Here is a 20,375-nt window from a genome sequence, read left to right on the forward strand (position 1 = left end):
GGCATGTTACAAACCGTTAAGCGGAAAGCCCTGCGGGCTCTCCGTAGGCGAAGCCGAGCGACCGCCAAGGTCGCGAAGGTAACGAGTCGGTAAAAGACGACCCCGAACCCCGCTAGCATGCTGTAAACCGTTAAGCGAGAGCTCAGTAGGCTCTCCATAGGCGAAACGAGGCCTCACTAAGGGGTCGAAGTACGGTGCCAAAGGCGTAGGCGAAGCCGAGCGGCCGCTAAGGTCGCGAAGGTAACGAGTCCGTTAAAGAGACGACCCCGAACCCCATTGGCATGCCGTAAACCGCACGCTGAGCAGGCGCACGACGTGGCTGCGGGACGGGGGGATCGTTGGCGGCGAACTGCGAAAGTGCCGAGGCGTTCGAATTTTTGTGCCATACTGGACATCGGTGGTTCTGCAAACCGCCGAAGCCTCCGATGGTGTTGATCCCCTCGTGTGATGATATGCGAGCGCCGGTGTCCACTGTCGATGAGCTATGACTTTTATGAGGTGCTTCTACGGGTATGGCCGCGGTGAGAGCGTGGCGTGAGAACCGGCTGAAGCCAGAAGAGACGCCATGATTGCAGCGTGGCGCCGAGGAGCATTGTGCCCAGAGCAAACAGCACGGGCGTCGATTCAGTCGACCAGCCCGATGAAACCATAGCCGCTGTCAACGCGGCGACTGCCAATACGACACGCGATGAATCCGCAGACGCAGAGCCGGTTAAGGACCCTGCGCCCGTCCGTCGTCGCCGTGTCGGACGCCGCGTTGTGCGCGGTGCCGGCGCGGCAGGCGCCGCGCTCGCGCTGAAGGTGGAGGAAGTCGCGACTCCGATTTTCGAGGAGCCGCATATCGTGTCGGACGCCGAAACGGCAGCCGGCGAGACGACGACTGCGTCGAAGGCCGATTCCGACGATCGGTCCGATCGTGACGAAGCCGCCCAAACCACACCGAAGACGAGGATCGACAAGGAAGGTGCTTCTCGTCGCACTCGAACGGCCGCGAGCCGTACGCGCGTCCGTCGTCGCCAGGGCGAATCGTCGGAGGAGCCGTCCGAAGGCGATGATCAGGCCGCGGAAACCTCGCAATCTTCAGAAGTGTTTGACGAGGCGCCCAAGACGGTCCGCCGCACCAGATCGCGCAGGGTCTCGCGTCAAGAGTCCGCTCCGATCGAGCATGACGCCGATCGTGCTGCGGACGTCGTGGAGGCGCTGCCCGCCGGCCATGAGGCGCGGCATAACCCCCGCCCCATGACTTCGCTGCTGTTTCAGGAGCCGGTGCTGCCGGTTGCTGGCGCTGACGCCGATGAGCGTTCCCGCAATAGCGACGATGACGAGGATTCGGAACAAACGGAGGCGGGCTCGCATGTGACGCGCCGTACGCGCTCGCGCCGCGGGCATACGCATGACGAGGACGCTGAAGGCGACGAGCGCGACGGTTCCGCACGTGTTCGCCGTAGGCGTAATAGTCATAATGAGACCCGCGACGAGGACCGCAATGAAGGACATGACGAAAATGGCGGCGAAGCCCGTGATGAGCGCGAGGCCCGCACGGATGAATCCGAGGCCGCTACCGGCCGCTCCGGCCGCTCGCGTCGCTTGAATGCCCAAGAACGGCGTGCTGCCGGCGAAGTCGAGCAGATCGAGGAGGACCTCGAATACGACAGCATCTCCTACCGTCCGATTGACGACGATGACGAAGGGCTTTCGACCCGTTCGCGCCGCCGTCGACGCAGCCGCGCCGATCGAGACGACGCAAGGCGCGAAGACGCAGCGCAGCGCGAGCGCGGCAACGGGCGTGACAATGACGAGCGCGACGACGAGGAAAATCGCGGCGAGCACATGCAGGTGCGCCGCCGACGCCGCAGCGAGGACGAATCCGAGAGCACGACTCTAACCCGTCGTCGCCGTCGCCGCCGCGGGCAGCGGGACGCCGAAGACGGCGACGAGCGGCAGACCGCACGCCGCTCGCGCAAGCAGCAGTACATCGACGAGATCACCGATGTCGAAGGTTCCACGCGGTTGGAGGCCAAGAAGCAGCGCCGGCGCGACAATCGCCGCGAGCGCAGCCGCCAGGGCCAGCTCATGGAGCAGGACTTCCTGGCCCGCCGCGAGAACGTCGAACGCCTTATGGTCGTGCGCGAGCGCGAGCGGCATACGCAGATTTCCGTGATCGAAGACAATGTGCTCGTGGAGCATTACGTCTCCGACATCCAGGAGGTCGCCACTGTCGGCAACATCTATCTCGGTCGCGTGCAGAATGTGCTGCCGAGCATGGAGGCCGCATTCGTGGATATCGGTCAGGCGCGCAACGGCGTGCTCTACGCCGGCGAGGTGAACTGGGATTCGACGCGGCTCGAAGGCCAGCCCAGGCGCATCGAGCTGGCGTATCGCTCGGGCGACCCGGTGCTCGTGCAAGTCACGAAGGATCCTATCGGGCATAAGGGCGCACGACTGACTTCGCAGGTCACGCTCGCCGGGCGCTTCCTCGTGCTGGTGCCTTCCGGCGGCATGACCGGCGTGAGCCGCAAGCTTTCCGAGCGTGAGCGCAACCGTCTCAAGTCCATCGTCTCGCGCATCGCGCCCAAGGACATGGGCGTGATCATCCGCACGGCCGCCGAAGGCGCCTCCGAGGAGGCCCTCACCAAGGATCTGCAGAATCTGACCCGCCAGTGGGAGCGCGTGAGCGCCAAGCGCAGCGAGTTCCTCCACGGCAAGCGGCCCAAGCTGCTGCAGGGCGAGCCGGATGTGGCCATCCGCGTCGTGCGCGACATCTTCAACGACGATTTCTCCAAGCTCATCGTCGAGGGCGATCGCGTCTACGAGCGCATCGCCGAATATCTTGACACGATGGCGCCCGATCTCAAGGACAAGCTCGAACGTTGGGATCCGGGCGAGCATGAGGGCAGGGACGTGTTCGACAAGTGGCAGATCGACAGCCAGCTGCGCAAGGGCATGGAACGCCAGGTCTACCTGCCTTCCGGCGGCTCGATCGTCATCGATCGCACCGAGGCCATGACCACCGTCGACGTGAACACGGGCCGGTTCATCGGCAAGGGCAAGTCGCTTGAGGAGACGGTGACCCGCTGCAATCTCGAAGCCTCCGAAGAGATCGCGCGTCAATTGCGGTTGCGCGATATCGGCGGCATGATCATGATCGATTACGTCGATATGGTGATGCCCGCGAACCGCGACTTGGTGCTGCGCCGGCTGGTGGAGTGCCTGGCCCGCGATCGCACGAAGCATCAGGTGGCCGAGGTCACCTCGCTGGGGCTAGTGCAGATGACGCGCAAGCGCGTCGGCCAGGGTCTGGTCGAGGCCTTCTCCGAGGAATGCCCGACCTGCAAGGGCCGCGGCTTCATCCTGCACGACGAGCCGACGATCTCCTCCGATTACGCCGACCCGTACGCGATGAAGGGCGGCGATCCCTTCGTCAAGACGAACAAGCACGGCCACGGTGCGCCCGAGGTGCAGGCGCCGAAGGGTTCAAGTCCTGACGTCAAGGCGAAACTCGCGCAGATCGCCGCAGCGGCGGTCGCCGCGAACGTGCCGATGGATGATAAGGACAGCGAAGGCGACGATGAGTGAGAGGCGCGTCGGGAAGTGATGGCGAACGGCGTTCGTGGGAATCGCCGCGGGCCGTCACGCTGCCGCCTGCAACGTAGGACACTGATGATTTGACGTCGGTAGACGGGTCGGTGTATGTTAGAGAGCTGGTGTCTGGCCGTAAGGCTCAAACGTGCCAGATAGACAGCTTTCCAAAATAGCAAGGAACGGATTATGTACGCGATTGTGAAGGCCGGTGGCCATCAGGAAAAGGTCGAGGTCGGTGACGTCATCCTGGTCAACCGTCTCGATGCGAAGAAGGGCGATGCCGTGGAATTCCCGGTCGCGCTCGTCGTCGACGGTTCCCAGGTGACCCTCGGTGCCAAGGATCTGGCCAAGCTCAGCGTCAAGGCCGAGGTCGTTGACGATGAGGCCAAGGGGCCGAAGATCAACATTCAGAAGTTCAAGAACAAGACCGGTGTCGCCCGTCGCAAGGGTCACCGTCAGCCGCTTTCCGCCGTCAAGATCACGGCGATTGCCTGATTTTCGGCAATCCGGCGACTTACAAGAAGCGAAAGGGAATAGATTATGGCACATAAGAAGGGCGCATCCGCCTCACGCAACGGCCGCGATTCAGGGCCTCAATACCTTGGTGTGAAGAAGTTCGGCGGCGAGTCCGTCATCGCGGGCAACATCATCGTGCGCCAGCGCGGCTCCAAGTTCCATGCCGGCGAAAACGTCGGCACCGGCAAGGACCACACGCTGTTCGCCCTGTCCGACGGCAACGTAAAGTTCGGCATCCGCCGCGACCGCAAAGTCGTAGACGTAGTATCCGAGTAATTGCCAGCAGTCTGACTGTTTAGCACATATGACGCCGTAAGGCGTCACAAGGAAAAGCCGTGCCTCGATGGCACGGCTTTTCCATTATCCGCTCAACGAATGGTCTACCAAAACGACCATGCCTACGAGTGTGGGGCTTGGGATGACACTTCTCTGACTGTAAGCTTGGCCAAACGGCCTGGAGTGTGTCAGAGAAGTGTCATCCCAAGCCCCACACGGACTGTAGCCCTCCCACGTTCAAGCTGCACGCGACCAAAGCTAGCCCAATCCAACCCGAATACAACGCACCAAGTAAGGTAAAACCATGAGTGATTTTGTGGATCGCGTCACCGTCCATGTCAAGGGCGGCGACGGCGGCAATGGCTCCGCCGGTATCAAACGCGAGAAGTACAAGCCCTTGGCCGGCCCGAACGGCGGCAATGGCGGCGACGGCGGCTCCGTCGTCTTCGTGGCGGCATCGAATGCAAACAGCCTGCTGGATTACCGGTTCATGCCGCATCGCGCTGCGGGCAGCGGCACCATGGGCCTGGGCGACACCAAGGACGGCTCCAAGGGCGATGACCTGATCCTTCCGGTGCCGCTGGGCACGGTGATTTTCACCGCCAAGGGCTCGCAGGGCGGCCCTAAGCGACCCGGCGAGCAGCTGGCCGATCTGCGCCATGAAGGCGACCGCTTCGTGGCGGCCGCTGGCGGCATGGGCGGGCTGGGCAACGCCGCGCTGGCCAACCGGACCCGCCGTGCGCCGGGATTCGCGCTGCTGGGCGAACCGGGCGAGGAACGCGATGTGGTGCTTGAGCTCAAATCCATCGCCGACGTGGCGCTGGTGGGCTTCCCCTCCTCCGGCAAATCGAGCCTGGTGGGCGCGATGAGCTCGGCCAAGCCGAAAATCGCCGATTATCCGTTTACCACTTTGGTGCCGAATCTCGGCGTGGTCATGGCCAGCGAATACCGCTACACCATCGCCGACGTGCCGGGCCTCATCCCCGGCGCCTCGCAGGGCAAAGGGCTTGGATTGGAGTTCCTGCGCCATATCGAGCGCACGGAGATCATCGCGCATGTGATCGACTGCGCGACGCTCGAACCCGACCGCGATCCCATCTCCGACTACCGTGCGCTTGAGCATGAGCTGGCGCAATATGCCGACCAGCTTGAGCTGCCGTTGGGGGCCATCGCCATTCCGGATCGCCCGCGCGTGATCATCCTCAACAAGGTCGATGTGCCCGAAGCCAAGGAACTGGCGGATTTTGTTCGTCCGGAGTTCGAGCGGCTGGGGCTGCGCGTGTTCGCGGTCTCGACTGCTTCGCATGAAGGGTTGAAGGAGCTGGGTTTTGCGCTTGGCGAGATGGTAGTCGAGCTGCGCGCGAAAATCGCCGAGCAGGAGCGGCAGGAGGAGCAGGCCCGCGTGGTCATCAAGCCGCTGGAGGAGCCGGCCCGCCGTCGGCGTCGTCGTGACGAGGAACGCGGCAGCGCATACGATTACGAGATCGAGCGTGAAGAGGGACGCGGCGGCGAATTCTGGTTTACCGTCACCGGCGCCAAGCCCGAACGCTGGGTCAGGCAGACGAACTTCGATAACGATGAGGCCGTGGGCTATCTCGCCGACCGCCTGGCCAAGCTCGGCGTCGAGGATGCCCTGCGCAAGAAGGGCGCGCATCCCGGCGACACGATTCGCATCGGGCGAGGCAATTACGCCGTCGAATTCGATTGGGACCCGACGATCGCCGCTGGAGCGGAGATGCTCGATGGCGCCCAGCTCGGCGCACGGGGCAAGGATCTGCGTCTTGAGGAGGGCGAGACCCGCGCCCGCAGGCGCACCAACGAGGAGCGCCGGCGCGAATACCATGAGATGATGGACGCCAAGACGGCTGTGCGCGAGGTCATGAGGGAGGAACGGCGGGCTGGCCATTGGGCCGATCCTGCTGTCGACGACGATCGCCACGACGAGCACGGTCTGCTGGGCCGTGATGAAGACGGCGAATAGGACGGCTGCGCGCATATAGCTTGCGCAGGACGTCGTGCGTTGTATCCGCAGCCGCCGGCTGCAACCGGACTTGCAGCCGGCGGCTGGTTATGGCTGGGCTTATAGCTGGGAAGCGATGAAAGGGAGAGTGAGACGATGAACACGTCGTCGCAGACGCAGGTGCGTCAGGCCATCGCACAGGCGCGTACCATCGTGGTCAAGGTCGGGTCGAGTTCGCTGACCGACGCCGCAGGCCAGCTCGACGTGAGCAGGCTGCAGGGGCTTGTGCAAGCCCTCGCCTGCACTGCGGCCATGGGCGCACGGCTGGTGCTGGTGTCCTCCGGCGCCATCGCCGCGGGCTTCGGCCTGCTGGGATTCTCCAAGCGTCCTACCGACGTCGCCACCCAGCAAGCCACCGCTTCGGTGGGGCAGGGATTGCTCATGGCCCATTACGAGGCGGCATTCGGCCGTTTCGGCATCCGCGTAGGCCAGATCCTCATCACCGCCGAGGACACGATACGCGCCGTGCAGTACCGCAATGCGCAACGCACATTGAATCGGCTGCTCGAACTCGGCGTCGTGCCGATTGTCAACGAGAACGACGCTCTGGCCAGCAACGAAATCCGCTTCGGCGACAACGACCGGCTTTCCGCGCTGGTCGCCAACATCGTGCGGGCGGATGCGCTGGTGCTGCTTACCGATGTGGACGCGCTGTATTCCGCGCCGCCTTCGCGCCCCGGTGCTCATCGCATCGCCTATGTGCCCAACGTCGTGAACGCGCTGGAAGATGTGCAGGTCACCAGCAGCGAGTCGGGAGTCGGCACCGGCGGCATGATCACCAAGCTTGAGGCGGCTCGTGTCGCTGCGGTTTCCGGCATCCCCACCGTGCTCACCTGCGCGAGCAACGCCGGGCCAGCGCTGATGGGCGACGGCGTCGGGACGGCCTTCGCGCCGGTGAAGCACCGCGGGTCGTCGCGTCGGCTGTGGATCGGCTTTGCCGCCGAGCCGCGCGGCACGCTGGTCGTCGATGAAGGTGCCGCCAAGGCGGTACGCGCCGGGCGGGCCAGCCTGCTTTCGGCCGGCGTAGTTGAAGTGCGCGGCGAATTCTCGGCAAGCGACCCGGTTTGGATTGATAGCGAATCCGGTACGCATCTGGCCAAAGGGCTGTGCGGCTTCGATTCCGAGGAGATCCCGAACATGCTCGGGCGCAATACCGCGCAGCTGCGGCGCCTGTTCGGCCAGGAATACGCGCATCCCCTCGTTCACCGCGACAACCTCGTGCTGGTGTAGCAATGCCGTTGGCGTCGCCTTGTGACCGCTAACTCAATGCTGGCGTACGTTTTGTCACGTTTCCGGGCGGATTTGCGTTACATTTTGTACGCCAGCCTCGTGCTAGCGGTAAAAATGCGACACACAGCCACCCGAAAACGTGACACTGAGTTCTCGAAAGCAATGCACGTTAGGATTGCGATGCGCTCGCGGCAGGTGTGTTGTTCCGCGACTTCGCTACATTAGAAGCCATGAGCATGGCAGACTGGCAACAACTAAGCACACGTATCGGCAATGTGGCACCGAGCGCCACCCTGGCGGTGGATTCCAAGGCCAAGGCGATGAAGGCCGCCGGGTTGGATGTCATCGGCTTCGGCGCCGGCGAGCCGAACTTCCCGACCCCCGACTACATCGTCGACGCCGCAGCCGGCGCCTGCCGCGACCCGCGCAATCATCGCTACACGCCGACGGCCGGCCTGCCCGAGCTGCGCCAGGCCATAGCCGACAAGACCCTGCGCGATTCCGGCTACGCCGTCGACCCTGCGCAGGTCGTGGTCGCCAACGGCGGCAAGCAGGCCGTGTACGAGACGCTCCAGGTGCTGCTCGATGACGGCGATGAGGTCATCATCCCCGCGCCGTACTGGACGAGCTACCCCGAGGCGGTCAAACTCGCCGGCGGCGTGCCGGTCGAGGTTTTCGCCGGGGCGGAACGCGGCTTCGAACCGGATCTTGACGCCATCGAGCAGGCCCGCACCTCCAAGACCAAGGCCATCGTAGTCAACACGCCGTCGAACCCCACCGGGGCGGTGTGGAGCAAAGACACCATCACCGCAATCGGCAAGTGGGCGCTCAAGCACCATATCTGGGTCATTTCGGACGAGATCTACGAGCATCTGCATTATGACGACGCCAGCGTGTCGTACATCGGCGCGTGCGTTCCCGAGCTGCGCGACCAGCTGCTGGTGCTCAACGGCGTGGCGAAGACCTACGCCATGACCGGCTGGCGCGTCGGCTGGATGGTCGCGCCTGCCCCCGTAGCCAAGGCGGTTTCGACCCTGCAGGGCCATCTGAGCTCGAACGTCTCGAACGTCTCGCAACGTGCGGCGCTGGCCGCCGTGGGCGGGCCGCTGGATGCAGTGGCGATGATGCGCGCCGCCTTCGATGTGCGCCGCAAAGCCATCGTCACGGCGTTGAACGCCGTTGACGGCATCGTCTGCCCGGTGCCTACCGGCGCCTTCTACGCCTTCGCCAACGTGCAGGCGCTGCTCGGTCGGCCTGTCGGCCCCGAAGGCACTGTGTGCAAGTCTTCATCCGAGTTTGCCGCCGCGTTGCTCGATCAGGCGCACGTCGCCGCCGTACCCGGCGAAGCCTTCGGCGCTCCGGGATATCTGCGCTTCTCGTATGCGCTGGCCGACGACCAGCTCGCGGAGGGGATGAGGCGGCTCGCCGCTTGGGTGGGGTGAAACGGCACTGCGGACCGGCTGCGTAACGGTTTGATCGGATTGTCTGCAACACGGCTCAGTACTCCATTGGACTAAATCGAGGGTGTTCGCTACTATGGCTACTTGGCGGTTTTGCCATGCGCTACGCATTGCGTACCGCAGAGGCATGTCACCATAGGGAAGTGGCGCAATTGGTAGCGCAACGGTCTCCAAAACCGTAGGTTGTGGGTTCGAGTCCCGCCTTCCCTGCCACTACTCGAAGCAATATCAGCCAAGCGAAGGATGGAAATGGCGAAGGCACGCGAAACGGAACAGGCTGTAAAGCCGAATGTTTTCATGCGCATCGGCTTGTTCATCAAGCAGATCATCGATGAGCTTCGCAAGGTCGTGAGTCCTACGAGCAAGGAGCTGTTCGCCTGGTCATTCGCCGTGTTCGTCTTCGTTCTGTTCCTGATGCTTATCGTTACCGGCATGGATCTGGGTCTGGGCAAGCTCACCCTGTGGATCTTTGGCTGATCTCGAGCGAATCTAAGGTGAATCACGCATGAATGATGAATTGAACTTCGACAGCCTTGACGCGCTGCCCGACATTCCCGGAGACGACGCGCAGTCGGCTCCTGCCGCAGAGGCCGCGCAGCACGCGGAGCCTCAGGCTGCGGAGAATCCGGAAAACGCTGCGATCGTCCAAGACGATGCCGAGGCTGCCGCGGACGGCGTCGACGACACTGCCGATGCAACCGCTGTGCAGGATGCTGCCGGCTCTGCGGATGATGCCGCCCAGCCGGAGACTGTTGGGTCCGCTGATGCAGCAAATGGCACTGAGCAATCCGGCGCTGGCGATGAGCAGCCCGACGATGCCGGCAGCAAGGCCGTCAAGGAATTCTCGAAGAGCCTGCGCACCCTCGATGGCAAGTGGTACGTGCTGCATACCTACTCCGGCTATGAAAAGCGCGTGAAAACCAACGTCGAATCCCGCGTGCAGAGCTTCGGATTGGAAGACAAGATCTTCCAGATCGAAGTCCCTATGGAAGAGGTCGAGAAGCACACCGACAAGGGCAAGAAGGTCATCACGCGCGTGCGTGTGCCCGGCTATGTGCTCATCCGCATGTGGCCCGATGAGAACGCGCGCCGCATCGTGCGCGAGACCGAAGGCGTCACCGGCTTCGTCGGCCCGACCAAGGAGCCCGCGCCGCTCAGCCGCAAGGAAGTCGTGCGCATGATGGCTCCGATGATCGCCTCCGAGGCGCTCAAGGAGGCCGGCGACAAGCCTGCTGCGGCCAAGAAGCGCACGGTCGAGGTCTCCTACGTCATCGGCGACCAGGTCACCGTCATCGACGGGCCTTTCGCCACCATGGCGGCCGTCGTCTCCGACGTCGAGCCCACCACGCAGAAGCTTACGGTGCTCGTCTCCATCTTCGGCCGCGACACGCCGGTGGAGCTCGGCTTCGAACAGGTCGAGAAGCTCGACTGAGTTCACTTTCTGCCCTTTAGCTTCGTCAACACGCCCGGATGAATCCGCACAAGTAAGGTAATGGCTTTTTGACGGTTGGAATTCCGTCAGTCTAAAAGGCTATCCCATACCCTGTGCGGATTTATCCGGGCGTGTCGCATAGGTCAATGAAGATTTTTCGACGGCGTACGCCGAACACGCCAGATGCTCATGCAGCACGACGCCGATGTGCATCTTGTCGCAATGCGCATGCGTTTGCTTGCTGATGTTCATTCGCCATGATCGCCTCGTATCCGCACGTCGAAAATGACAGTCGGCGTAGACCGGGGCAATCGCATGCGAGAGCAACGTACATCGCACACAAAATCGCACATCGAACAGTGTTCGACTGAGCGTTTGCCGCCACGCAGTAGGCGTCGAAGCGATGCCAAGGCGCTCGAAAAGCGCCGTATGGGAGCATACGATGATGTTTCGGCAGCGCAACCAGTGACAACGAATGTCTGATTGTGATCTGCCGGATTATTGCTCAAGGAAGAAAAGAGGCAGTGGCATGGTAGAACTTGCTGCTGGAGATTCGGCGATACGGTTGTCGCTGAGTTGGGTCGACTGGCTGATTCTCGTCATTTATTTCGCCATGATTGTATGGATTGGGTACTCGATCCACCGGCAGCAGAAATCCAGTGAGGATTTCCTGCTCGCCGGCCGTTCGATGCCTGCCTGGATCGCCGGCCTGGCGTTCTGCGCGGCCAATCTCGGCGCCACTGAGATTCTGGGCATGGCCGCGAACGGCGCGCAGATCGGCATGCCGACCATTCATTACTACCTGATCGGCGCAGTGCCCGGCATGGTGTTCCTCGGCATTTTCATGATGCCGTTCTACTACGGCTCCGGCGTGCGCTCCGTACCCGAGTTCATGAACCAGCGCTTCGGCAAAGGCTCGCATCTCATCGTCTCGCTGTGCTTCGCCGTCTCCACGATTCTGCAGTCCGGCATCAACCTGTACGCCATGGCCCTGATCCTGCAGGCCATGCTGGGCTGGAGCCAGTGGACCGCCATCATCGTGTCCGCCGTGTTCGTGCTCAGCTACATCACGCTGGGCGGGCTGACCTCAGCGATCTACAACGAGGTCATGCAGTTCTTCGTCATCGTCGCGGCGCTGATTCCCGTCACCGTCATCGGCCTGCACCGCGTCGGCGGCTGGTCGGGCCTGCAGACCAAGCTCGGCGGCTCCGGCGGCCTGATGCATGCATGGGTCGGCACCGGCATCGGCAATGTCACCAACCCCGTGGGCGGCGACTGGTTCTCCATCATCATGGGCCTGGGCTTCGTGCTCGGCTTCGGCTACTGGACCACGAACTTCACCGAAGTGCAGCGCGCCTTCGCCGCGAAGAGCATGACCGCCTCGCGCATGACGCCGATCGTGGGCGCCATCCCGAAGATGTTCATCTGGATGATCATCGTCATCCCCGGGCTCATCGCCGCAGCCACCGTCGGCAACCTGTTCGCCGGCCTCCATCCCGTGCTGCAATACAATGAGGCCATACCGTACCTGTTCAAGCAGTACCTGCCCAGCGGCGTGCTCGGCATCGCCGTCACCGGCATGATGGCGTCGTTCATGGCTGGCATGGCCGCGAATATCTCGTCCTTCAACACCGTGTTCACCTACGATCTGTGGCTGAATTACGTCAAGCCGGGCCAGAAGGACAAGTACTACCCCAACACGGGCCGCATCATCACCGTCATCGGCGTGTTCGTCTCCGTGTTCACCGCGTGGATAGCCAGCCAGTTCGGCAACATCATGACGTACCTGCAGACCCTGTTCAGCTTCTTCAACGCCCCGCTGTTCGCCGTGTTCATCCTCGGCCTGGTGTGGAAGCGCGTCTCCAACAAGGCCGGCACCATCGGCTACGTCTGCGGCATCATCGCCCCGCTGATCACGTATATTCTCTATCTGCGCTCTGTGGCCGCAGGCAATCCGATCTTCGGCTCTCCCACCGCCGAGACCTGGTATGGCGCGATCTTCTCCTGCCTGGCTACATGGATCGTGGCTGCGGCCATCACGCCGTTCACCAAAGCCAAATCGGATAAGGAGCTCGAAGGCCTCACCTTCGCCAGCGGCGGCTTGAAGTACTTCCGGGCGGCCAAGGCCGAGGAGCTCGAAGACGCCAAGCGCGCGGCGAAGGCGGCCGGAAAAGACGTATCCACCGTGAAGGTCCCGTGGTACAAGAAGCCGGCGGTGCTCGGCGGCGTGATATTCGCCCTCGGCCTCGCGTTCTACATCCCGTTCTTCTAGAACATGAGTCCGTACAGGCACGCGAAGCAATAGTTAAGGAGCGTATGCAATGACTGATGAAGTCCAATCCCAATCCCAATCCCAAAAAGGCGAGGAGCTGCTGACCAAGGCCCAGCAGGACCAAGCCGTCAAATCCGCCCGCAGCAACGACCTGCGACGGCTGATCGGCATATTGTTCACGGTTTACGGCGTGATCGTCACGACGGTCGGCATTATCCAGCCCGGCGCCGACGTGGCGAAAACCGGCGGCATTCCGATCAACTTGTGGACCGGCATCGGCATGCTGATCGTGGGTATCGGCTTCCTGCTATGGAACCGTCTGCGCCCGCTGCCGGCCGAGGACATCATCGCCTCCGCCGAAGCCTCCGCCCGCAAGGCGGCCGTCGAGCATGAAGGCACGCCGCAGTAGTCGGGATGTTTGATTCGACGAGGCGGTCTGACGCGCAGACACGCCCGGATTCGGATACACAAGTCATGGGTTAGCTTTTTTAACTGGCGGAATTCCAACAGCCAAAAAAGCTAACCCATGACTTGTGTATCCGAATCCGGGCGTGTCGCATGAGGGTGTACGACGCCTCAGGACGTCCCTCCCTTGTCTCGCCGATGCAGCATAATAGGAAGGCTTGTGTCCGGCGGGGGAACCTGCTGGCGCAAACAAGCATATGACAAGTTGCGGGAGGGAACCGCGCGAGTCGGATGGCCTGTGCTGACGCTGGGCGCGCTTCGGTGCGCGAATGGCGGCACGACAACAGCCTGACGGCGTGCGAGCGGCGACCGCATGTACCGCTTCATAGAAAGAAGAACCACATACCATGGCTCCTAAAAAGAAAGTCTCGGCGCTGATCAAGCTGCAGATCGAGGCAGGCAAGGCCAATCCGGCCCCGCCGCTCGGCCCGGCTCTGGGCTCGCACGGCGTGAACATCATGGACTTCTGCAAGGCGTACAACGCCGCCACGCAGGACAAGATGGGCCAGGTCGTCCCGGTCGAGATCACCGTATTCGAGGATCGCTCCTTCACCTTCGTGCTCAAGACCCCGCCGGCCGCAGCTCTGCTGCTCAAGGCCGCAGGCATCCCGAAGGGCACCGAGAATCCGCTGACGCACAAGGTCGGTTCGGTCACTAAGGATCAGGTTCGCGAGATCGCTGAGACCAAGATGGCTGATCTTTCCGCTCGTGACGTTGAAGCCGGCATGAAGATCATCGCGGGCACCGCCCGTTCGATGGGCATCACGGTTTCTGACTGAGAGGAGAGGACTGATGACCAAGCATTCCAAGAAGTACCGCGAGGCGTCCGAGAAGGTCGATCGCAACAATCTGTACACCGCCACCGAGGCTATCGCGCTCATCAAGAGCATGCCGAAGCGCGGCTTCGACGAGACCGTCGAGGCCGTGTACTGCCTGAACGTCGACCCGCGCAAGGCCGACCAGCTGGTGCGTGGCGTGGCCAATCTGCCCAACGGCACTGGCAAGACCGCCAAGGTTCTTGTCTTCGCCCGCGGCCCGAAGGCCACCGAGGCCACCGAAGCCGGCGCTGACATCGTCGGCGACGACGATCTCATCGCGAAGGTCCAGGATGGCTTCCTCGACTTCGACGCTGTCGTGGCCACTCCGGACATGATGGGCAAGGTCGGCCGACTCGGCCGCGTGCTCGGCCCTCGTGGCCTCATGCCGAACCCGAAGACCGGCACCGTGACGATGGACGTGACCAAGGCCGTGTCCGACATCAAGGGCGGCAAGATCGAGTTCCGCGTGGACAAGAACGGCAATCTCTCGTTCATCGTCGGCAAGACGTCGTTCGAAGAGGGCGCTCTGGAAGAGAACTTCAAGGCTGTGGCTGACGAGATCAAGCGTCTCAAGCCCTCCACCCTGAAGGGTCGCTACCTCACCAAGGCGACGATCAGCACCACCATGGGTCCCGGCATCCCGCTGGATGTCGCCACGCTGGCCTGATTGCACGTCTGAGACTGCATCTACGAAGGCCCACGTCATAATGGCGTGGGCCTTCGTCGTATTCAGTCACCTGCGCAGACGACTGCGCGGACGACTGTGGCTGGCTATGCAACTGGTATGCAGTCTTCTTGCGCATTTTCCCGTGGAATTGGTGAAAATGCCCTTCCGCGAACTTTGCTGCGGACCGTTGCGGGCTTGCTGTACAGCAAATCGCCATTAGCCGCTGTACCGCGCATCGCGGATGCGGCCCAGCGTGATGGCGGTCTGCAGCACATAGGATTCGCGCGGGTTGGTGGCGTCCCAGCCGGTGGTTTCGGCCGCCCGCTTGAGCCGGTAGCGCACGGTGTTGGGATGCACGTTGAGTTCGCGGGCCGTGGCGTCGAGCGAGCCGCCCGACTGGATGAATGCGGATACAGTGCTCAGCGTCGGGTCGTCGGCATTGTCGCTGAGCAGGCTTCGATACACGGCCGTATACAGCTCGTCTCTGGCATCCTCGTCCCCGATCAGCGCGCGCTCGGGCAGCACGTCGTCGGCTCGCATGGGGCGGGGGAGCGGATGTACGGCAGGGGCGGAGCGCAGTGCGCTCAGCACGCTGCTTATGGCTTTGGTGGCGCCTGAGGCATTCCTTCTGATCGGCCCCAGACAGACAGGCTGTTCGTCGCCGAATGCGCTGAGCGCCGCCGTGCAGGTCACCTCGGGGGTCGCGGCTCCGCGAACCTCCACCAAGGCCACGCACCACGATTCGCGCCGCCCAATCAGGCATGCGCCTCCGCCGAGGTCGCGCACGGCCTTGGATATTGCGTTGCGGGTATCCGAATAGGCGGAGTCGGGCGTGCCTGCGATGGCGAAGCATGTGAAGGAGCACGGCCAGCCGAGTATGCGCAGCAGCGATTCGACGCGCGCATCGGCCAAGTCATGGCGAAGCGATTCGAAGGCTATGGATTCGAGTCGCAGCTGCGCCGCGTCGGTCAGCGACCACAGAGTGCCGGCCTGCGTATCGGAGTCGACGGCACCGAATTCGGTCGGCATATTGCCGAAATCATTGCTTGCGGCGACGTTGCCTGCAGCGGCGTCGCAAGTCGGAGCGTCGCTTAGAGAAGCGGCGGAGTTCGCAGGCCGTGCGGTGTCGCTCGCAGCAGTGGGTGCAGCATCACCCGCAGTGGGATCCCGCGCAGGAATTCTGGCAATCCCCAAAGCGTCGAGGAAATCGGCATCGATGGGAATGCCTGCATCGGCGTCGCCTCGCTTGTCCGTTCCGTCTCCTGATTCGGTGTCGCTCATGCTTCCAGCTTAGCCGACCGCGCCCGCAGGGGAAGAGGGGATGGCTGCCTCGTTCCCTGACGCGATTCGCGCCAGAAGGTCAGCGCGAGGAAGCCGAATACGAAGGAAACGGGAAGCATATGACGTTCGAAGTTGTTGGCCGGGGCGGTGATCATGACGCCCATCAGCAGCAATAGCGGCATATGCCACACGAGCGTGCGCCACCGGCGCAGCACCACTTCCGCCGCGCCGATCAGCAGGGTCAGTATCACATAGAGATTGCCATGCGTGACCCATCCCAGCACGGGGATGGAACCCCAGGCCCGGGCGTTTTGCGCCACGGACTGCCGCCATCCGGGCTGCCAGAAGCGAATCCAGGTCGACCATTGCGTCACGTAATCGCTGGTGAGGTAATAGTCCATCGCGACATATGGCTGGTCGGCCACATCGAAATAGCCGAAGCACTTCGCGAAGAAGGCATCGAGCGCAACGCGCGGATTCGCCTTGACGATTGTCAGCCATGCGCGATCGAAAGCAGCCATATCGGCCTTGGTGACGGTGCGCCAGCGGTAGCTGACCTTCTTCGATTGGATGCCGGAGGATTTGACCGGGTCGGCATCCTGCTGGAAGTAGGCGTCGGCCATCTGATCGAGATTGAAAACCGGGGCCAGCTCGTCGCGCGCCTGCTTGGGAATGGAAGCGGGGTCGAGGTTGGCGACCCGCGCGATCTGCTGCAGCTGAATGCCGCGCGACTCGATTGGGTCGCCGGATATGACCGAGCCGCTGGCTGTCAGGAAGGTCAGGGCTCCGTGGACCGCCAGCACCGGCAGAATAAGCGCCACCGTATAGGTCCGCCACCGTCTGCGATCGGCGATGAGCAGCAGGACGATTTCAAGCGCGAGTATGTACCAGGCGTATTTGGCCGAAACGAGCATGATGATTGTCGAGATGGCCAGCGCGGCCAGCGTACGTTTGCGCGGACGCGCCGGACTCTGGCCGCGACGTTTCGCCTCGTGATGGCCCGAGGTCATATGCAGCTCGTATCCTGCGCCGAACCACCACGCAAAGGCGAAGGCGAACACCGGCGACTTGGTCAGGGATATCGTTGCAAACAACACCAGCGGGCAGCACAGGAAGAACAGCAGCATCGCCGCCCGCACGCCAGCGCCTGCGCTCGTGAGCGCCCTTGCATCCGCTCCTGCATCTGCGCTGTGCTGCGATTTCGTATTGCGCCGTGAATCCGTACTGAATCTGAATTGTGAGTCCATACTGGACTGTGAGCCTGCGCGGACAGCGACAGCCTCCATCCCATACTCAGGATGGGTGAGGTCACGCGGGCGGAAGCGCTCCGGCAGGGATGCAGCGGGCGATTGCCTGCCTTCTCGAAGCTGCAGCCATGGCAGGTTGAGGAAGCGGTTCATGGCGGATGCGCAGCAGAATACGGCGAAGAGGAATTGCCCGGCCGACAACGCCACCAGCCCCCAGTCGTTGGAACCCGTGAGCGCGCGCGATATGGCGGCCGCCGTGCCATAGAGCACCGTGAGCACGATGTTGTGCTGGTCGGTCAGGTAGGTGGCGTGCATGGGCCACAGATAATGCGCAGTCGGGTAGATGTCCATCGGCACGAAGGAGAAGAAGCCGATATAGGGCTGATTCAGCCCGGTCCACTGGTTGTAGGCCCAGCTGAACTCGCGGATCTGCGAGCGGATATCCGCGCCGAACGCGGAAAGCAAGGTCACCGGCACCCACAGCCAGACAACGAGCAGAATGACAGCGATCTTCCACCACCGGTCCGTGCCGTTGATCAGCATCCGGCCTGCTGCGCGCATCGCCTTTGCGGCGGCCTGGCTGGGCTTCGTGCGAGCGACGCGAATGAGCCAGCCGGGCGGCGTGAATCGGCCCGCCAACATGCCGGGCAGCGCGTCGGACAGCACAGCGGAGAGCCGCTCGCCCCTGCCGAAACGCACGAGCGCGGTGATCAGCGTCATATATATCGCGAAGGCGAGCACGCCGAACGCGGCATTGACCCATGAGAATTGGGCAAGGCCCTGATTGTTCCAGTACAAGGGTCCGATCGCCGTGCATAGGCTCAGCCACAGGCAGGCGGCAACGGCAAGGGCCCATCGTGCCGCGGAAGCAATGCGCGACTTAGTATTGCGTGGGCTGGCGCTCTGTAAATAATCGGCAGCGCGTCGTCCGATGCGGCGTAAACCGGCCATGTCCCAGCCGCGGCTACTTTGCGCGGCCTTGGACTCTCGTCCGTTGCGCACGAGGGGAGACGACGCGAGAGGGGTGCCGTCCCGGAACGCGTCGGCCGGGAGGCGGATTGATGAAGCGTCGGTCATGTGATGGATTCTATCGTGGGCTTGCGAACGGCGGGCCGTCCAAACGACGCCGGACGACATCGGCTGATGCCAAGCAGGCTACGCCGGCAGTGATAATCCTAGAGGATTCGGACAAGTCCCTGCTCATTTGCGGATTCTCTATTATGGTGGAACTATGATGACCTTATTACAAGCCGCAACGCCGCGGATGCCGCATACAGCCGAAGAGGCTGACCAGCTCATTACGCGCGCGACGGTGGATTCCACGAATTTTACAGCCCGGCATTTGATTGACAAGGGGCAGCTCATGCCCCGACGGGACGGACGGCTTACGATTATGGTGGTCGCCGCTGATATGCAGACCAACGGTCACGGGCGGCTGGGCCGCGAATGGGTGAATGTTCCCGGGGAGTCCTTCACCGTATCGTTCGCTACTGTTGTGCCGCGCGCGCTCGCAACCGACGGAAGCGTGAACGGCTGGATTCAGATGACCGCCGGGCTGGCCAGTCTGGATGCGATACGCGGCGCGTTGGAGGCGGTCGGTTCCCAGAGCATCAAGCCTGATTGCCCGTTATCGCTCAAATGGCCCAACGACGTGTTCTGCCACGGCCTCAAGCTCGGTGGGATTCTGTGCGAGCTTGTGCCGCTGCCCCATGGCGGCGATGCTGTATCGCGCAACTGCAATGGAGCGGAGCAGGGGGCAGATGCTGCCGGTCCTGTGCCGGTTTCGGATGCCGACCTCGATGATTATATCGGCGTGGTATTCGGCATCGGCCTCAATCTCGCCGTACGGGCCGAGCGCCTGCCCACGCCTGATTCGACTTCCTTGCAGATGCATCGCAAGGGTCTGCCCGAAGCGCCGGAGATGCGCGACCTGATCGCTGCCGGAATCGTGCGTTCGCTGCGCAGGCGGCTGCAGTTGCTGGTTGACGACACGCCGACGCAGTGCGATGCGCTGCTCGAAGAAATGCGCGGCGAATGCTGGACGTTGAGCAGGCGGGTCAGGGCGCGACTCGCCGCCGGCGGCGTCATTTCCGGCACGGCCATCGCGCTGAATCCAGACGCCTCGCTCAGCGTCCGCGATGACGCCGGTGAGGTGCACATCGTCCGCACCGGCGATGTGGGAGTCCTCAGTAACGAGTCAACGAGTAACTAAAGCGGAGGCGTTAAGCGCAGAACCCTGTGGGTTCTGCGTAGCCGACGCCGAGGCCCCACCAAGGGCCCGAGGTAGCAACGGAGTTCACCCGTCGTCCAGCTGTTGAAGACATAAGTCGCCACAACCCCCGCACCTAGATCAACGTGGTGCAGGGATTGTGGCGACTCATTCAGAAACTCAGAACGCTCAGAACAGCTTGGCCAGCCCTGAAACGGCCAGCGAGGCGACGAGCGCCTTGATGAGATCGCCGAGCACGAAGCCCATTGAGGCCATGGCCACGACGGCCAGCGGCACGCCGGTCACCGCCGACTGGATGAGGAAGCCGAAGGCGTACACCACGACGATGCAGCCGACGATCAGCGCCAGCATGTAGCGCGCCGCAGTGCGCGTGTAGCCCGCGAGTCCGTTGGTGTCGGCCTTGCCTTTGAGCAGCGCCGCGATGACGACGCCGGGCAGGAAGCCAATGAGGAAGCCTGCGCTGGGGCCGACCAGCGCCATAGTCGAGGTGCCGCCGGCGAAGACCGGTGCTCCCAAGGCTCCGGCGGCAAGATACGCGCCGACCGCCCCTGCCGCTTCTTTCCAGTTCAGCGTCAGCGCGGCCAGCATCACGACGAAGGTCTGCAACGTGATCGGCACGGGCGTGCCCGGGATCGGAATTGCGCCAGCGGCGGATGCGGCCCACAGCAGCAGGGCGAACATGCCGGCTTTCAACAGGGAATACCCGAACCGACGGGATGATGATAATGCGATGGTGTTTCGTGCTTGCATGGGTCCTCCTGGATCTCTTACCTGCTCGTGAGGCAGGCCAATGGGTTGCACTAATCGGCACCGGAAGCGTCAACTGTCTCCCGGCATCAGTCGCCCAGCGTAGCCAGTCCCTCGGCGGGTGTCCTTGGG

17 protein-coding genes and 1 tRNA gene are annotated in these 20,375 nt (G+C 62.9%); 14 read left to right on the top strand and 4 right to left on the bottom strand.

Annotated features, from left to right (window positions below):
• Positions 1 to 594 precede the first annotated feature (594 nt).
• From BISU_RS06380 to nusG, 9 genes are all read left to right on the top strand, one after another.
• Positions 595 to 3,576: an Rne/Rng family ribonuclease gene (locus tag BISU_RS06380; RefSeq protein WP_024463194.1), complete on the top strand. Its 2,982-nt coding sequence runs from the start codon at positions 595 to 597 to the stop codon at positions 3,574 to 3,576.
• Between the two features lie 192 nt (positions 3,577 to 3,768).
• Positions 3,769 to 4,077 carry a 50S ribosomal protein L21 gene (gene rplU / locus BISU_RS06385; RefSeq protein WP_024463195.1) on the top strand — a complete coding sequence of 103 codons (309 nt, stop codon included), beginning with the start codon at positions 3,769 to 3,771 and terminating at the stop codon, positions 4,075 to 4,077.
• Positions 4,078 to 4,122: 45 nt separating this feature from the next.
• Positions 4,123 to 4,374: a 50S ribosomal protein L27 gene (gene rpmA, locus BISU_RS06390; protein ID WP_024463196.1), complete on the top strand. Its 252-nt coding sequence runs from the start codon at positions 4,123 to 4,125 to the stop codon at positions 4,372 to 4,374.
• A gap of 304 nt (positions 4,375 to 4,678) precedes the next feature.
• On the top strand, positions 4,679 to 6,355 hold the full coding sequence (gene obgE, locus BISU_RS06395; protein WP_024463197.1) for a GTPase ObgE: 1,677 nt from the start codon (positions 4,679 to 4,681) through the stop codon (positions 6,353 to 6,355).
• Between the two features lie 135 nt (positions 6,356 to 6,490).
• The gene (gene proB / locus BISU_RS06400) at positions 6,491 to 7,624 is read left to right on the top strand and encodes a glutamate 5-kinase (RefSeq protein ID WP_024463198.1); all 1,134 of its coding nucleotides are present in this window, start codon (positions 6,491 to 6,493) and stop codon (positions 7,622 to 7,624) included.
• 236 nt (positions 7,625 to 7,860) lie between these two features.
• Positions 7,861 to 9,066, top strand: a complete 1,206-nt coding sequence (locus BISU_RS06405; RefSeq protein WP_024463199.1) for a pyridoxal phosphate-dependent aminotransferase — start codon at positions 7,861 to 7,863, stop codon at positions 9,064 to 9,066.
• Between the two features lie 155 nt (positions 9,067 to 9,221).
• A tRNA-Trp gene (locus tag BISU_RS06410) sits at positions 9,222 to 9,297 on the top strand.
• Positions 9,298 to 9,333: 36 nt separating this feature from the next.
• Positions 9,334 to 9,561 (top strand): preprotein translocase subunit SecE, encoded by a 228-nt coding sequence (gene secE / locus BISU_RS06415; RefSeq protein WP_024463200.1) that lies wholly within the window; start codon positions 9,334 to 9,336, stop codon positions 9,559 to 9,561.
• Positions 9,562 to 9,589: 28 nt separating this feature from the next.
• Positions 9,590 to 10,516 carry a transcription termination/antitermination protein NusG gene (gene nusG, locus BISU_RS06420; protein WP_024463201.1) on the top strand — a complete coding sequence of 309 codons (927 nt, stop codon included), beginning with the start codon at positions 9,590 to 9,592 and terminating at the stop codon, positions 10,514 to 10,516.
• A gap of 99 nt (positions 10,517 to 10,615) precedes the next feature.
• Here the strand turns inward: nusG and BISU_RS12515 are convergent, their stop codons facing one another.
• Positions 10,616 to 10,768 carry a hypothetical protein gene (locus BISU_RS12515; RefSeq protein WP_155803802.1) on the bottom strand — a complete coding sequence of 51 codons (153 nt, stop codon included), beginning with the start codon at positions 10,766 to 10,768 and terminating at the stop codon, positions 10,616 to 10,618.
• 277 nt (positions 10,769 to 11,045) lie between these two features.
• On the opposite strand from BISU_RS12515, the gene BISU_RS06425 reads away from it, so the two are divergent.
• The 4 genes from BISU_RS06425 (at position 11,046) to rplA (ending at position 14,738) form a co-directional block, all read left to right on the top strand.
• Positions 11,046 to 12,788: a sodium:solute symporter family protein gene (locus BISU_RS06425; RefSeq protein WP_024463202.1), complete on the top strand. Its 1,743-nt coding sequence runs from the start codon at positions 11,046 to 11,048 to the stop codon at positions 12,786 to 12,788.
• A 49-nt stretch (positions 12,789 to 12,837) separates the two neighbouring features.
• Positions 12,838 to 13,197 (top strand): hypothetical protein, encoded by a 360-nt coding sequence (locus tag BISU_RS06430; protein ID WP_024463203.1) that lies wholly within the window; start codon positions 12,838 to 12,840, stop codon positions 13,195 to 13,197.
• Positions 13,198 to 13,600: 403 nt separating this feature from the next.
• Positions 13,601 to 14,032 (top strand): 50S ribosomal protein L11, encoded by a 432-nt coding sequence (rplK, locus tag BISU_RS06435; RefSeq protein WP_024463204.1) that lies wholly within the window; start codon positions 13,601 to 13,603, stop codon positions 14,030 to 14,032.
• A gap of 13 nt (positions 14,033 to 14,045) precedes the next feature.
• Complete coding sequence (gene rplA / locus BISU_RS06440) at positions 14,046 to 14,738, top strand: 50S ribosomal protein L1 (RefSeq protein WP_024463205.1); 693 nt, start codon at positions 14,046 to 14,048, stop codon at positions 14,736 to 14,738.
• Between the two features lie 216 nt (positions 14,739 to 14,954).
• On the opposite strand, the gene BISU_RS06445 is transcribed toward rplA, so the two are convergent.
• Both BISU_RS06445 and BISU_RS13185 read right to left on the bottom strand, forming a co-directional pair.
• Positions 14,955 to 15,767 carry a PucR family transcriptional regulator gene (locus tag BISU_RS06445; protein ID WP_033502669.1) on the bottom strand — a complete coding sequence of 271 codons (813 nt, stop codon included), beginning with the start codon at positions 15,765 to 15,767 and terminating at the stop codon, positions 14,955 to 14,957.
• 248 nt (positions 15,768 to 16,015) lie between these two features.
• Positions 16,016 to 18,343: a DUF6020 family protein gene (locus tag BISU_RS13185; protein ID WP_226839101.1), complete on the bottom strand. Its 2,328-nt coding sequence runs from the start codon at positions 18,341 to 18,343 to the stop codon at positions 16,016 to 16,018.
• Positions 18,344 to 18,497: 154 nt separating this feature from the next.
• On the opposite strand from BISU_RS13185, the gene BISU_RS06455 reads away from it, so the two are divergent.
• The gene (locus BISU_RS06455; protein ID WP_024463208.1) at positions 18,498 to 19,478 is read left to right on the top strand and encodes a biotin--[acetyl-CoA-carboxylase] ligase; all 981 of its coding nucleotides are present in this window, start codon (positions 18,498 to 18,500) and stop codon (positions 19,476 to 19,478) included.
• Positions 19,479 to 19,664: 186 nt separating this feature from the next.
• Here the strand turns inward: BISU_RS06455 and BISU_RS06460 are convergent, their stop codons facing one another.
• Entirely contained in the window at positions 19,665 to 20,246 is a 582-nt protein-coding gene (locus BISU_RS06460; protein WP_024463209.1) for a biotin transporter BioY, read from the bottom strand.
• Positions 20,247 to 20,375: the final 129 nt, after the last annotated feature.

Origin of the sequence: Bifidobacterium subtile (assembly GCF_000741775.1) — a bacterium.
Classification (GTDB): Bacteria; Actinomycetota; Actinomycetes; order Actinomycetales; family Bifidobacteriaceae; genus Bifidobacterium; species Bifidobacterium subtile.

Excerpts from the sequence above, each read along its gene's own strand:
- BISU_RS06460 (WP_024463209.1), bottom strand. The coding sequence starts at position 20,246 with ATGCAAGCACGAAACACCATCGCATTATCATCATCCCGTCGGTTCGGG.
- BISU_RS06425 (WP_024463202.1), top strand. The coding sequence starts at position 11,046 with ATGGTAGAACTTGCTGCTGGAGATTCGGCGATACGGTTGTCGCTGAGT.
- nusG (WP_024463201.1), top strand. The coding sequence starts at position 9,590 with ATGAATGATGAATTGAACTTCGACAGCCTTGACGCGCTGCCCGACATT.
- proB (WP_024463198.1), top strand. The coding sequence starts at position 6,491 with ATGAACACGTCGTCGCAGACGCAGGTGCGTCAGGCCATCGCACAGGCG.
- BISU_RS06455 (WP_024463208.1), top strand. The coding sequence starts at position 18,498 with ATGATGACCTTATTACAAGCCGCAACGCCGCGGATGCCGCATACAGCC.
- BISU_RS06445 (WP_033502669.1), bottom strand. The coding sequence starts at position 15,767 with ATGCCGACCGAATTCGGTGCCGTCGACTCCGATACGCAGGCCGGCACT.
- BISU_RS06405 (WP_024463199.1), top strand. The coding sequence starts at position 7,861 with ATGGCAGACTGGCAACAACTAAGCACACGTATCGGCAATGTGGCACCG.
- BISU_RS13185 (WP_226839101.1), bottom strand. The coding sequence starts at position 18,343 with ATGACCGACGCTTCATCAATCCGCCTCCCGGCCGACGCGTTCCGGGAC.
- obgE (WP_024463197.1), top strand. The coding sequence starts at position 4,679 with ATGAGTGATTTTGTGGATCGCGTCACCGTCCATGTCAAGGGCGGCGAC.
- rpmA (WP_024463196.1), top strand. The coding sequence starts at position 4,123 with ATGGCACATAAGAAGGGCGCATCCGCCTCACGCAACGGCCGCGATTCA.
- secE (WP_024463200.1), top strand. The coding sequence starts at position 9,334 with ATGGCGAAGGCACGCGAAACGGAACAGGCTGTAAAGCCGAATGTTTTC.
- rplA (WP_024463205.1), top strand. The coding sequence starts at position 14,046 with ATGACCAAGCATTCCAAGAAGTACCGCGAGGCGTCCGAGAAGGTCGAT.
- rplU (WP_024463195.1), top strand. The coding sequence starts at position 3,769 with ATGTACGCGATTGTGAAGGCCGGTGGCCATCAGGAAAAGGTCGAGGTC.
- BISU_RS06430 (WP_024463203.1), top strand. The coding sequence starts at position 12,838 with ATGACTGATGAAGTCCAATCCCAATCCCAATCCCAAAAAGGCGAGGAG.
- BISU_RS12515 (WP_155803802.1), bottom strand. The coding sequence starts at position 10,768 with ATGAACATCAGCAAGCAAACGCATGCGCATTGCGACAAGATGCACATC.
- rplK (WP_024463204.1), top strand. The coding sequence starts at position 13,601 with ATGGCTCCTAAAAAGAAAGTCTCGGCGCTGATCAAGCTGCAGATCGAG.